The 12,808-nt window shown below is 47.4% G+C and carries 11 protein-coding genes; 2 read left to right on the plus strand and 9 right to left on the minus strand.

What is annotated here, in order from left to right:
- Window positions 1-50: 50 nt before the first annotated feature.
- The 4 genes from B5D50_RS17865 to B5D50_RS17880 form a co-directional block, all read right to left on the minus strand.
- Window positions 51-848: a phosphate/phosphite/phosphonate ABC transporter substrate-binding protein gene (locus B5D50_RS17865; RefSeq protein ID WP_078924031.1), complete on the minus strand. Its 798-nt coding sequence runs from the start codon at window positions 846-848 to the stop codon at window positions 51-53.
- Complete coding sequence (locus B5D50_RS17870; RefSeq protein WP_078924032.1) at window positions 849-3,266, minus strand: GcvT family protein; 2,418 nt, start codon at window positions 3,264-3,266, stop codon at window positions 849-851. It lies immediately after the preceding gene.
- A 16-nt stretch (window positions 3,267-3,282) separates the two neighbouring features.
- Window positions 3,283-4,863 (minus strand): trimethylamine methyltransferase family protein, encoded by a 1,581-nt coding sequence (locus B5D50_RS17875; RefSeq protein WP_078924033.1) that lies wholly within the window; start codon window positions 4,861-4,863, stop codon window positions 3,283-3,285.
- Between the two features lie 61 nt (window positions 4,864-4,924).
- Window positions 4,925-5,545: a TetR/AcrR family transcriptional regulator gene (locus B5D50_RS17880; RefSeq protein ID WP_159448675.1), complete on the minus strand. Its 621-nt coding sequence runs from the start codon at window positions 5,543-5,545 to the stop codon at window positions 4,925-4,927.
- Window positions 5,546-5,681: 136 nt separating this feature from the next.
- On the opposite strand from B5D50_RS17880, the gene B5D50_RS17885 reads away from it, so the two are divergent.
- Window positions 5,682-6,986, plus strand: coding sequence for an NAD(P)/FAD-dependent oxidoreductase (locus B5D50_RS17885; protein WP_078924035.1), 1,305 nt, complete (start codon window positions 5,682-5,684; stop codon window positions 6,984-6,986).
- 129 nt (window positions 6,987-7,115) lie between these two features.
- On the opposite strand, the gene tumA is transcribed toward B5D50_RS17885, so the two are convergent.
- The 4 genes from tumA to B5D50_RS17900 all read right to left on the minus strand — a co-directional run bounded on the left by tumA (window position 7,116) and on the right by B5D50_RS17900 (window position 11,476).
- Window positions 7,116-7,346, minus strand: coding sequence for an antitoxin TumA (gene tumA, locus B5D50_RS17890; RefSeq protein ID WP_078924036.1), 231 nt, complete (start codon window positions 7,344-7,346; stop codon window positions 7,116-7,118).
- Between the two features lie 55 nt (window positions 7,347-7,401).
- Window positions 7,402-7,524 carry a hypothetical protein gene (locus tag B5D50_RS20775; RefSeq protein ID WP_268807821.1) on the minus strand — a complete coding sequence of 41 codons (123 nt, stop codon included), beginning with the start codon at window positions 7,522-7,524 and terminating at the stop codon, window positions 7,402-7,404.
- Between the two features lie 193 nt (window positions 7,525-7,717).
- The gene (locus B5D50_RS17895) at window positions 7,718-7,915 is read right to left on the minus strand and encodes a CopG family transcriptional regulator (RefSeq protein ID WP_234975924.1); all 198 of its coding nucleotides are present in this window, start codon (window positions 7,913-7,915) and stop codon (window positions 7,718-7,720) included.
- 30 nt (window positions 7,916-7,945) lie between these two features.
- Window positions 7,946-11,476, minus strand: a complete 3,531-nt coding sequence (locus tag B5D50_RS17900) for a caspase family protein (protein WP_078924038.1) — start codon at window positions 11,474-11,476, stop codon at window positions 7,946-7,948.
- A gap of 39 nt (window positions 11,477-11,515) precedes the next feature.
- Here B5D50_RS17900 and B5D50_RS17905 point away from each other — a divergent pair, with 39 nt between their 5' ends.
- Entirely contained in the window at window positions 11,516-11,875 is a 360-nt protein-coding gene (locus tag B5D50_RS17905) for a CU044_2847 family protein (protein WP_078924039.1), read from the plus strand.
- Window positions 11,876-11,942: 67 nt separating this feature from the next.
- On the opposite strand, the gene B5D50_RS17910 is transcribed toward B5D50_RS17905, so the two are convergent.
- The gene (locus B5D50_RS17910) at window positions 11,943-12,788 is read right to left on the minus strand and encodes an RpnC/YadD family protein (RefSeq protein ID WP_078924040.1); all 846 of its coding nucleotides are present in this window, start codon (window positions 12,786-12,788) and stop codon (window positions 11,943-11,945) included.
- Window positions 12,789-12,808: the final 20 nt, after the last annotated feature.

Raw genomic sequence — 12,808 nt, forward strand, 5'->3', positions numbered from 1 at the left:
ACCAAACTGCCTTAAGTTCACCCAGTCACTGAAACCCGAGAATCAATCGTTTAATGCTGCCGAAACTCCCTACTCAACTGATAACTCTGGCGCATAAACTCATAATCCTGATCATGGGCAGTGACTAAATTATTCAAACCTGCTGACTTAAAGTTTGCCAGCCCCTTGGATTGATTCAAGGCTAATAAAGCGTGGCGTATAGCTTGAGTCGTTACTGTATCAACCGATTGGTGCATGACCAAGGGTGGAGTAGGCGCAGGATTAATCGGTGCGATAGATACCAGCTGCTTGAGTACCGCTTGCATGTCTGGCTTGTCTGACTGCAGCCAATAATCAAATACTGTGCAATCAATCGCCGCGACATCGGCCTCACCGTTGGCAAGCATACGCATAGAATTAGAATGTGAGCCACTTTCGAGTACCGTTGCAAATACAGGTGGCCTTGCTAGTTTTGCCCAATGCGCCCATAAAGCATGCTTACCTGAGTAAGAGTCTGGATCATTAATCACCAAACGCTTACCTTGTAAATCAGCGATTGACTGCATGGCACTAGTTCGCCGCACCACTAAATAAGAATAATACAGAGGCTGCTCGTGTCCGGCAAAAATCGGCTTAGCTAACACTTGATAGCGGGGCTGTTGGTCTTGTTGCAGGGTATAGAGTAGGCCACAGATCCAACCCATTTGGATCTCACCCATTGCGAGTTGCTGGCTCGCGGCTAACCAAGGTGTAGTGCGATCAAACTGTACCTGAATCCCGGTCTGCTCGCTTAAATAAGCCGCGAGCAGCTCACAAATCGGATAGGTATTTTCTCCTAAACAAGAAATCAGCGTGATACTTTTAGCCATTTAGGCTCGCAAATAAATAAGTTGTGGGTCAAATAAAGCTTCTGTAATCACCTTGGCTGGGCGCTGGTTACCGAGCAATTCAATCTCCACTTCAGTCCCTGCTTGAATCAATTCGGGCGGCAAAAAGCCAATCGCGACTGATTGCTGTGCCCAATGTGCATAACCACCCGAAGTCACTGAACCGACGATTTTACCCTGATGCCAAATCGGCTCATCACCGTGCACATCCGCATCGTTGGTATCGACAATCAAGGTAGTGAGTTTGCGTTTAACGCCGTGTGCTTTCTCTGCCAAAACCGCCGCTTTACCAATAAAATCAACTGGTTTGTTATAGGCTACAAAGCGACTCAAGCCGGTTTCTAGTGGTGTATAGTCGGGCTTAAATTCACGCAGCCATGAACCAAAACTTTTCTCTAGGCGCAGGCTCATCATCGCCCGCATCCCGAAAGGCTTGAGGTTGAACGCTTGGCCTGCTTCGGAGAGTGCCGCGTATAAAGCGAGCTGCTGACTATTATCCACATAAATTTCATAGCCTTGATCACCCGTATAACTCACGCGCTGGACGATAGCATCACATAGACCAACTTCACCTTGACGCACGCCCATGAAGGGGAGGGCTGCTGTGCTCAGATCAATATTTGTGATCTTGCTTAAAAGGGTGCGTGCATTCGGTCCGGCAATTTGGAAACCAAGGCGTTGGAGGGAAATATTGCTCAGTTCAACGCCAGACTCGGGTAAATGCTGCTCAAACCAACGTTGATGATAGGCCTGTGCTCCATAAGAGGCCGTCAGTTGAAAATGGTTGTCACCTAAGCAGCTAATCGTGAAATCACCAATAATCCGCCCTTTCGGACTCAGTAGCGGCGATAAACTCAAACGTCCGATCTCTGGAAGCTTGCCTGCCATCATGCCATCCAGCCAGTCTCGTGCTTTTGCACCCGTGACTAGAAATTTACTGAAATTGTGAATCTCATTAATACCAACATTATGACGCACATTGCGACATTCTTCGCCTACCGTGTCAAAAGCATTGGAACGCATGAAGGTTGGCGTTTCATAGCGTGGCTCGCCTTCACGCGCAAAATAGTTCACATGCTCTAGACCATAGCCTTGTCCAAATACCGCACCTTGTTCTTGCCAAATAGGATACATGGGTGTGGTATGCAAGGGGCGACCTGCAGGGCGTTCTTCATTCGGAAAGGAAATCGAGAAACGTTTCTGATAGTTTTCAGTGACTTTTCTGCGTGTATAAGCACGGGTCGCAAATCGGCCAAAGCGTGCTACATCCATCGCGAAGACATCACGAGTCGGTTCACCTTCGATCATCCACTCGGCAAGGGTTAAACCCACTCCACCGCCTTGGCTAAAGCCCGCCATTACCGCGCAGGCTGACCAGAAATTACGTAAGCCACCCACAGGGCCGACTAATGGATTGCCATCGGGGGCAAACGTGAAAGGGCCATTGATAATGGTTTTAATCCCCGCCCTAGCCAATACCGGATAGCGCTGGCAAGCAAACTCTAGGGATTCACTGATTCGGTCTAATTGATTAGGCAAGAGCTCATGGCCGAAATCCCATGAGGTTTCACCGACAGCCCAAGGATCACAACGCTGTTCATAAAAGCCAATCACTAAGCCACGCCCTTCTTGACGTAGATAGCTTTCACCTGCTGGATCCATCACATGCGGCAATTCTGAAGCGTGATTATAAACTTCAGGAATATCGTCAGTGACTAAATATTGATGCTCCATCGGATGCAGGGGCAATTCAATCCCTACCATCCGCCCAACTTCACGCGCCCACAATCCTGCCGCATTCACGACATGTTCGGCGATAATAGAACCTTTATTGGTAATGATCTCCCAACTACCATCAGAGCGTGGATTTAGAGCACTAACATGGGTATGTAGATAGACCTCTGCCCCTTGTTTTTTGGCGGCGATTGCATAAGCATGGGTGGTGCCATAAGGGTCGAGGTGGCCATCTAAAGGATCATATAAGCCACCGATTACGCCATCGGTATGGGTAATTGGCGAGAGTTTGCGGATTTCATCAGGGCCAATGATTTCAGTCTGTAAGCCCATGTATTGATGTTTGGCACGTTCCGCTTTGAGATAATCCATCCGTTCTGGTGTGGTGGCTAAAGTAATCCCACCGACATGATGCAGGCCACAGGCTTGCCCCGAAATTTGCTCTAATTCACGATACAGCTTGATGGTATAGCCTTGCAGTGCCGCCATATTGGTATCAGCATTGAGCGTATGAAACCCGCCGGCTGCATGCCAAGTCGAACCAGAGGTGAGTTCTGAGCGTTCAATTAAGACTACCTCGGTCCAACCTAATTTCGTCAGGTGATAGAGCACACTAGCACCGACGACACCACCACCAATGACGGCTACTCGTACATGAGATTTCATAATCTATCCTCAAGCCTTAAAAATCGGTTGCCACTCCACCTTCGCGTTTCCGGCGGGCAACAAAATCCTCTAGTTCTTCGCGGATCGCAACGTCTAAAGCGGGTGGCTCGTAAGTGTGTAAAATCTGTTGATACAGACGATGAGCATGTTCATAGGCGGTGGGGCTGCCGGCTTCTTGCCAAGTTTCGAAATTGCGCCAATCAGAAATCAGTGGGGCATAGAAGGCCTGTTTGTAACGCGCTATCGTATGGGCTGTACCAAAATAATGCCCACCAGGGCCGACATCTTTGACCGCTTCGAGGGCAAGACTGGCCTCATCCACGGTCACGCCTTGCAAGTACACAGCCATCATCTGCAAAAGATCAGCATCAATCATCATCTTTTCAAACGAAGCACATAAGCCACCTTCTAACCAGCCCGCACCATGCATCAGGAAGTTAGTTCCACCCATAATCGCCCCCCACAAAGCCATCGTCGATTCATAAGCGGCTTGGGCATCCACTGTATTCGCGGCACAGACATTCGAGGAGCGAAAAGGAATTTTATAATGGCGTGCGAGTTGCCCGCTGATTTGTGCAGCTTGCACATATTCCGGCGTACCAAAAGCAGGTGCACCCGATTTCATATCGACATTAGAGGTAAAGCCACCATACACTGCCGGAGCGCCCCGCCGCACCATTTGCGTAAAGGCAATCCCTGCTAAGGCTTCCGCATTTTGTTGGGCAAGCGCACCTGCAAGCGTGACCGGTGCCATCGCACCTGCGAGCGTAAAGGGTGTGAGCATCACGACCTGATTACGCGCTGACATTTCCATAATGCCTTGTAGCATGGGTTGATCTAAGCGTAGCGGTGAGCTGGTATTGATGATGGTAAATAGACTGGGATCTTGCTCAAGCTGCTCATGACTAATGCCGCGTGCTATCCGTGCAATTTCAATCCCATCACGATTTCGCTGCCGCCCTAAAGAATAAGCATGAAACACTTTATCAGTGAGGGTTACACAATCTGCCAAGCAATCTAAATGGCGAACCGAAGCGTGTAGATCCACCGGTTCTACTGGATACCCGCCCGTAAAGTGCAGAATGTTTAAACTCTGCATCAAGCGCAGGAAATTACGATAATCTGTTTGATTACCCGCCCGCCGTCCGCCGTCTAAGCTGCTCGCATTGGGAGCGCTGGCAACCGTGCCAAAGTTGGTAAAATTTTTGCCGATGTGTAGATTATGGTCGGGATTGCGGGCGTGCAAAGTAAAACTTTCCGGCACGCTGGCCATGTAATCCATAATCAAATGTCGGTCAAAATGCACCCGATGACTGCCTGCTGTGACCTTGGCTCCGGCCTTAGCCATGAGCTCGCGTGCATCTTCATCCAGTACATCCATCCCAACTTCTTCAAGGATACGCATCGAGGTATCGTGAATTAATTCGATTTGCTCAGCGTTGATGATTTCGATGGGCTGATAGGGATTTTTTAAAGTTTGCCAAGGGAGTTGGTGTAACTGCCCGCTAGCCTGCGTTTCAGCGTGGCGTTGCTTGGTGCGGCGCGGACGAGTTTTAGACGATCCAGCTTCAGCGGAAAGATCCTGTTCTTGACTCATACAATACACTCTCCAATGAAATAGCTTGAGCATCAATCAGAGTGTGACTGAAGCGAGTCGATCACTCCGAGTTTTTTGGCAGTGTCTTTGCAAGATACTGCTGGAAGCGGGTTTCGTCGATTTGTTCGCCTGTAAAAACCCAGAAATAATCGCGATACAGTTTTAAACGTGCGGGCAAGGCTTCACCCAACTCTAAAGCGTAATAGCCCACCTGCGTAAAATAAAATACCCGCGCCCGAATCATTGCCTCGGTGTGTTGACAGCCATGTTCTTTAAACATGGTCTGGAAAGCATTTAGACGCTTTTGATCTTCTTCATGAACGAGTTGGCAGATATTGGCATCATGATGCCCCCAATTGCGCATCGCAGCATCTAAGGCTGGATCGAACAGGTTTTCATTCGTCCAACAATCAGCAATCGCTAGCATCCGATCGGTGAAATCCTGACTGCTCGCACAAGCCGCTAGCAATTCACCGGTATTTTTTTGCTGCCAGACTTCAATTAAAGCCTGTAGTAATTCATTGCGACTTTTGAAATGCCAATAAAAGCTTCCCCGCGTAATCCCTAGCTTTTCAGCTAGAGTCAGGACGCGCACCCGTTCTACACCCTCTTGTGTAAGCACCGTGTACGCGGCCTTAATCCAGTCTTGACGTTCTAGGCTAGCGCGGTTTTCATCGCTCATACCTTGTTCTCTACTCTCTCTGGTGTCTAACATACACTATTGTATTGACAAGTCCAAACACTAATGTATGTTGAGGCTAAAAAATTTAAAACCCACTATCCATCTCTAGCTAATCGCTAGTAAGGAGCTTGGCAACATGAGCAAACAGTATGATGCAATCATTATCGGGGCTGGCATTATTGGCAGCGCGATTGGCTTAGAGTTAGCCCGCCGAGGCTGGAAAACGCTGAATGTCGATAAACAGGGCGCAGCCGGTTTTGGTTCAACCTCCAACTCTAGCGCAATTATTCGTACCTATTACTCCACCTTAGATGGTAGCGCAATGGCTTACGAAGGCTATCATTATTGGCGGGATTGGGCGAAATATGTGGGGGTTGACGATGAATCCGGCTTAGCACAGTTTCGGGAATGCGGCTGTTTAGTGATGAAAACAGAGCATAATGGTTATTTAGCCAAAGCGATGCAGCTTTCTAAGGAGTTAGGCATTCCTTATCGGGAAGTAAGCCCTGAAGAATTGCAACAATTCATTCCGGGGTATGATGCGCGTCTGTATTACCCACCTAAACGGCCTGATCAAGACGGCTTTGCAGAGCCAACAATCGGTACTTTGCGGGGGGCAGTACATTGGCCAAAAGGTGGCTATGTGAATGATCCTCAATTGGCGGCGCATAATTTACAACGAGCTGCTGAGGCAGCAGGTGGAGCTTTCCGCTTCAATGCTGAAGTCGTTGCGATTCGTCAAGCGCAGGGGCGAGTGGCTGGCATTACCTTAAAGAATGGTGAGCAGATTGATTCACCCGTGGTCGTGAATGTCGGTGGTCCTCACTCATCCAAAATCAATGCTCTAGTTGGTTTAGCGGATAAAATGAAGATGACTACCCGTGCGTTACGCCAAGAAATTCCCTATGTACCACCACCCCCGCATTATGATTATACGAAACTGGGGATGGTGACCTCAGATAGTGATGTGGCGGTGTATAGCCGTCCGGCCAGCGGTGGCATGATGTTGTTAGGCAGTGAAGATCCCGAGTGTGATCCGAAAGAATGGGTGGATCCTGATACGATGAACCGTGATCTGACTGAGCAGGCAGTCACGCATATTATGCGGATGGCACAGCGTTACCCAGAGTTAGGTATTTCCAATCAAGTACGTGGCACAGTGGAGGCTTATGATGTCACTGAAGATTGGATACCGATTTACGATAAAACCGATTTGCCCGGTTATTACCTTGCGATTGGTACGAGCGGCAATCAGTTTAAGAATACCGCCGTGGCGGGCAAAATGATGGCTACCTTGATTATCGCCTGTGAAGCAGGGCAGGATCATGATCAAGATCCAGTGCAATATACGATGGAGTATTTAGGGCGCACCGTGAGTATTGGTTTCTATTCACGCAATCGGAAGATTAATCAAGAGAGTAGTTTTTCGGTGTTGGGGTAGGGTAGAGCGACACGGCGAATGCGTAGATTTATCCGTTCTGATGTGATGATTTCCTCAACATAGCTTTCTGCATAGACAGGTAACGCTACAACGGCAACTTCTATCAAACTCAGATAGGCTTCTAACAACTCATGCAGCCGCACGGAGTAGTCCTGTTAATTGCTGATGTAATGCGAGGTAATGTTGGTAATCATTTGACCATTCCACAAAGAGGGTCTCGTCCGGTATTAACCCCTTACGGTAACGGTCAATAAAGATTTCGGAATCCATCTGTTGCTGGTTTTCATAGAGGCTCAGGCGTTTACTGACAGCGACCAGTGCATCCAAAGGTGAAGTGTAAGTAATTCGTTGTTTGCGCATAACGAAATTTCTGTGGGTGATATAGGGTAATTATAGCATGGAAATCGAGGTGCTCTCACTTTCCTGTATACGGATCTATCCAGCCGTCTTCGCCGGGGGCAGGTAAATTCCGGCAGGTTTTTTGGTAGGGCAAAGCATCACCGATGAAACGTCGCCATTCGGCGAGTCGGGAACTCATGTTTGCTGGAAGGTTTCAACCTGTTCAATCACTTCCCGCAACAAGGAGGCTCGAAGGTGCAGGCTGGAGTAGGTCGGAATACTTTTGAGAATAGCCAACACCTACGGCAAAGTTACTCAGCAAATCGAGGCAACCCAATTCGTCCAGATGGATAATCGGTCCAGCATCACAAATAACCAATCGGATGACTGGATCAGTGCTTGTCATACAAGCCCCATTGGGCATTTTCTCGGATGAATTTTTCGGCAAGCTCTTCCGAATGAGACTCCAGATAGCGGCGTAAAGCGTCAGCGAGTAGGTCATCAAGGTTGCCGACCCAGCCTGCTAGCACTAGTTGCTCTGCTTTTACCAGTAGGTTTTCGGGTAAGTTTGCTTGGATTGGTATGTCCATTGGATTATCCCGGTGTTGCATAGAGGGATTCTATGCATGGAACGCTTTGCGCTCTTCTAGCCAGCGTATCAGTTGATCCATTTTAGTTTCTTTGGGGTCTGGAGCATCTAGGAGCGAGTGAAATTTTTCGGTATGTTCATCCCAAGTTATGTAATAACCATGCTTAGGGAAAATAGCCGGTTTAAGATCATGGTGGGAGAATTTATTGTCATCGTTTAGTTCGAGATGCCAGAGAAATTTTAAGGCATCTGCGACTTCACTAGGCTTGAAAGTATGCAGTAAGCTAAGTATAGGTTCTGGGTTGGCTGGATTCAACAATCTTAATTTGACTGTACCATCCCTAGAGCCACTAGCGATTTGTCTGCCATCAGGACTGAAAGCGACTGACCATGCCCCGCTTGAAAAATGTTTAAAGTGCTGCCCAGTGTGGACATCCCATACTAAAATCATACTATCATTTGATGAGCCATTCCTTGCTATAGCAGCAAGATATTGGTTATCAGGACTGAAAGCGATAGCGTCTAGCATGGTTGCTTGAGGCTTTTTTGTGTGAATATCGGTTATTTGCGCTTTTAAGGTTTGAATAACTTGACCAGTTTGCGCATCCCATAGCTCTATTAGGTTGTGAGATGAGGATGAAATAGCGAGTTTTGTACTGTCAGGGCTAAACATCATGGAAATGACTGTGCTTGAGCGAGGTGATCCTGTAGTGAGTGGTCGCGTAGTTGGTAATATAGGAGTATTTGGATAATCTCGTGAGTAGCTCAGTAATTCCCCTGTTTTTGCATCCCATAGCTGCACCGTCTTGTCTTCTGATGCGCTGGCTAGTTGTTTACCATTCGGACTGAAAATAACACCCGTTACTAGGTTGGCATGGCCTTGTAATGTTCTGAGTAATTGGCCTGTTTTTGTGCTCCATAACTGCACAGTGGTGTCATCCGATGCACTGGCAAGCTTTTGGCTGTCAGGGCTAAAAGCGATAGCGTTCACTCTGTTTGAGTGGCCTATGAGTACCTTGAGAGCTTCTCCGGTTTGTGTGTTCCATAGCCGCACAGTCTTATCTTCTGATGCGCTGGCTAATTGTTTGCCATCTGGACTGAAAGCAAGACAAGTTAATGTAGCGGTGTGGCCGTGTAGGCTGTTAAGTAACTCCCCTGTTTGTGTGTCCCATAACCGTACCGCAGTATCTTCTTCTATTGGCTCTAAGCCCAAAGAATCACGGTGCGAAAATTTCTTAACAGAAGCGCTGGCAATTTTTCTGCTATCGGGGCTGTAGCTAATGAAGCGAACGGGGTTTACATGGCCTTGTAGAGTCTGTAAAGCATCACCTGTTTGTGCGTCCCATAGTCTTATCGTCGTGTCATCGGATGCGCTAGCAAGTTGCTGGTTGTCAGGGCTAAAAGCGACACAGGTCACGGCTTTTGTATGGCCTTGCAGGGTGTTGAAGGGGCGACCTATTTGCGTATTCCATTGCTGTCCTGTGTCGTCATTGGTGAGTGCACTTGCATGGTCTGGTAAAGGGTGGCAGGGCTGCCCCGTTTGTACATTCCACAAGCGTATGGTGTTGTCGCTATTGGATTTTGAGCGCAAGGGAGCGATTGTTCCTGATGCACTAACTAGGTTGATACTATCATGGCTGAAAGCAAGGGAGTTTACAGCACTGGTATGGCCTATGAGCGTATTGAGAGGCTGTCCGGTTTTTGCATCCCAAATCCGTATAGTGTTATCAGGTTTTTCAGTGGAAAAAAAGTTTAAGAGTTTGGCATCTCCTGATGCGCTCGCAATTTTTGTCTGATCAGGGCTGAAGGCAATGGCGTTCACTCTGCTGGCGTGTCCTTGCAGAATCTTGAGATGGTTACCCGTTTCTGTATCCCAGCATCGTACTGTAGTGTCTGTGGATGCACTGGCCAGTTGTTTACCATCTGAACTAAACGCTAAGCAAGTGACTTCACCGACATGGCCTGTAAATTCACGTATGGCAGTAGGGGGGTGTTGGGTTCGCATATCCCAGAGCTGAATAAGGGTTTTGTCTGGTATATACGGATACTCTGCATCCGAGAAGTCGTGGTAGCCTTGTTTCAAGAAAGCACTGGCTAATTGTTTGCCATCAAGACTGAACGCTGCACAAGTCACTTCAGCGCAGTGCCCGCACAAGATGTCAAGAGCTTGTCCGGTTGTTGTATCCCATTGCCGCACGGTGGTATCCGTTGAGGCACTAAAGAGTTGTTTGCCATTGCGGCTGAAAGCCAAGGCGGTCACATCGCCAGCATGCCCCTTTAGTGTATGCAGGAGCTTTCCCGTTTTGGTATCCCACAACCACACACTGTAGTTTTTATCAGAAAGATATACTTCACCTGAACCTGCCCTCTGACCTGAAGCGCTAGCAATTTGTTTACCATCTCGACTGAAGCTAACAACAGTTAGCCATGCTGAATGGCCTTGTAGGATGTGGTGGAGTTGTCCTGTTTGTCTATTCCATAAGTGGATAGTCCCCGCCGAGATACTGGCGATGTATTGACCATCAGGATCATGGCTACAGGCTACAGCGGTAACGCGAGCGCCTAAATTTAATGCAGGTATTTGTTCGTGTTTAGGCAATAACCAATGTGCATTAATTTGTGCTAGACCCTCTAGGATGTGTGGGGCAATCGCTGTTTTGCCGTCTGGAATGGGATTCCGTTGAGCTTCTAAGGCATACAGGATAACGCAACGTAAGTCATGGATATGATGCTGCCAGTTTGTTTGTTTATCTTTTCTCAAACCCTCTATTTTGGTCAATAAACTTTGGGCATGTGCCGCTAGGGCTTGTGCTGATTTATAGTTTTTCTTAAGTTCAGCGGCTGTACGATCCGCTTTCTTGAGCTGTGTTAGGGTAAATGGAGTCTTTCCAGTGCTAATCAATATCTGTTGCGGCAAGTTCTTGCTTTCCGCTTTAATGAATTGCTCAAATTCCGACACACTGATTTCTGGTTTATATTGATTTGGTGTCAGTGCTTTACAGAGTATGTCAGTCATCAAGCTTTTTCCGTCTCTAGCACGAGCTACCTCATCTTCCGTTGAGGCTGAAACAATACAAAATCCTTTTCCCCCAGACCTCTTGAGGCCTATTATTTTGCCACCGTAACAACAATCCAACCAAATACAGATATTTTTGACAGTACTCTTTTCCGCCAATTCGATGAGAGACGATAAAGGAACGGCTAACCTTTCATCGGTAGCGCACAAATATGAATCACCGCGGTGAGCCTCACCATGCCCAGAAAAATAGAAGACTACTAGATCCACCTCGGCACTTTCTTGCGGATTCATTATTTTGTGTAACTCATTCCATAAAGCAGCTCCTTTCACCTTACCAGAAGAGCCTACCTTATTAGTTCCCAACGGCAAGGGATGCAGCATGTCAAAACCGCCATATGTCGACAGCACATCGTAAACCCGTTGGGCATCAGTAGTAGGTGCTTTAAGGTCAATGTTACTTTGGAACTCATACTTATCAATACCAACAATCAGAGCGATACGACGCGACATAAAAGCTTTTTCTGTGATAGCGAATAGGCTCATGATAGTATGAAAATTCTACAATCACCAAAGGAATGAGCAATGACAACCGTTAAGGCAGTAGAGCTAGAAAAAGGCCAATGGGTTTATATGCAGGTCGATGAAACTGTGATTTTCCCAGACATCCCTGCTGAAACACATAGGGATAATGATTATGAGGAGAAAGGTTTAACAGAGTATGCTCAAAAAGCGATGGATAGTATCGGTGACCTGATCCATGCAATGTCAGAAACTACGGTCAAAGCACTAAAAAAGTCTGCCTTCGGTCAGGTCGAAAAGGTAACGCTAGAGTTTGGTATCAAATTGGGTGGGGAGGCACACATTCCCTTCATCACCAGCGGCGAAGCCGAAGGCTCAGTGAATATCACGGTGGAGTTTTCCCCGAAAAAAACTGATGAGTGAGACTCTAAATCGCCAACACCCATAGATAAGGCTCTAAATGGCCTTATCAAGTGCAATCGTTACACTATTAGTGTCGTTTCTCCTGATGCAAACTTTCTACTTGCTCAAGGCTTAGACCCGTTAAGTCGGCAATATCACTAATCTTGAAGCCCCCTTTCAACAGCATTTTTTTTGCGGTTTCCCTTGCCTTGAATTGAGCACCTTGCTCTAGTCCTTGCTCTAATCCTTGCTCTAGTCCAGCTTGTAAACCCCAGCGGTAGGTAGAAAAACGTGTGACATCAACTTGAGTTAGCATCGCTTTTGCCTCATCTAAATAAGTTTGTAAATCACGATTATCGGCCAAGGTTTCCAGCATTTCGTAATAGTTGCGGAAACGAGCTTCATTATCGCCAGTCAGTTCTTTTAGGCGTTTAACAATGTAATTGACCACTTCTTGGGTAGGGCGTTCCTTGAAGTCACAAAGAATGGCCAATACCAAGGCTTCAGGTGTGTCTTGGGCTAATAATAAGCTGCAATCGACGGTGTGTATATCCAGTACACGAAAGTGGTAAGCAAAATCAGGAAGCTGCAACATGCTAGGCATGGTGAGGCGTGCCTTGCCGATGTAGACCAAATATTGATATACCGGTTCATCGGTATGCAGCAGTAGGATGTCACTCAGGTAGCGTAACATGCGGATGGGCATGGTAGTATCGTTGGCGTTTTGAATTTCGATATGTAGGATAAACTGTTCGCCAGAGGCTCGTTTGCGCATGCGTGCCACCATGTCGGCACGGCGCACTTCAACACGTTGTTGTTCAGTTTGTAGTAGCTCTACCGAGTCATGCTCAACATCCAGATGTAACAGGATATTGGCAATATCGGCAGCAAGATGTTGCAGCACGTCTTTGCTGATAATGTCTTTTTCGGCCATGATTTTCGTGTGTTTAGATG

This window comes from Thiothrix eikelboomii, assembly GCF_900167255.1.
GTDB classification, from domain to species: domain Bacteria; phylum Pseudomonadota; class Gammaproteobacteria; order Thiotrichales; family Thiotrichaceae; genus Thiolinea; species Thiolinea eikelboomii.